The following is a 434-nucleotide window of genomic DNA, read 5'->3' on the forward strand; positions in this document are numbered from 1 at the left end:
AAGCTGCCGATCTTGCCCCTGGCCCCGGCCAGGAAGCGCGACTGGGAATTGGTCACATCGACATATTGCGGACCGGTATCGACGAAGCGATAGGTCGACAGCCGCACCGGCAGGCCGGCGGCGGGCACGTTGGTCAGCCCCGGGATTCGGTTGGGATTGACCGTGCCGTTGGCGAAGACCGCCGCGCCGAACGGATTCCAGTAATTGCTCGCCGGGACGACGATCGCGTTGAGGTTGATCGTCGGCGGCTGGATGGCGTGGCTCTGCGCCCGGTAATAGCCGAGCTCGGTATAGAGCGTGAGCGAGTCGGAGACGTCGTAATGCGCGCTCAGGAAGCTGTTGAACCGGCTGATCCGAGGCGAGACCGTGGTGTCGACCGCGTTGTCGAAGCGTTCGTTGCGCAGCGTCGTGCTGGTGGCGCGCGTGCCGGTACC

At 65.2% G+C, this 434-nt stretch carries 1 protein-coding gene; it reads right to left on the reverse strand.

The genetic code is table 11. From position 1 onward, the window contains the following. A partial coding sequence (locus RAD16_RS41455; RefSeq protein ID WP_458163745.1) for a hypothetical protein occupies window positions 1-434 on the reverse strand: 434 nt, incomplete at both ends.

The organism is Bradyrhizobium sp. 18BD (assembly GCF_054185225.1).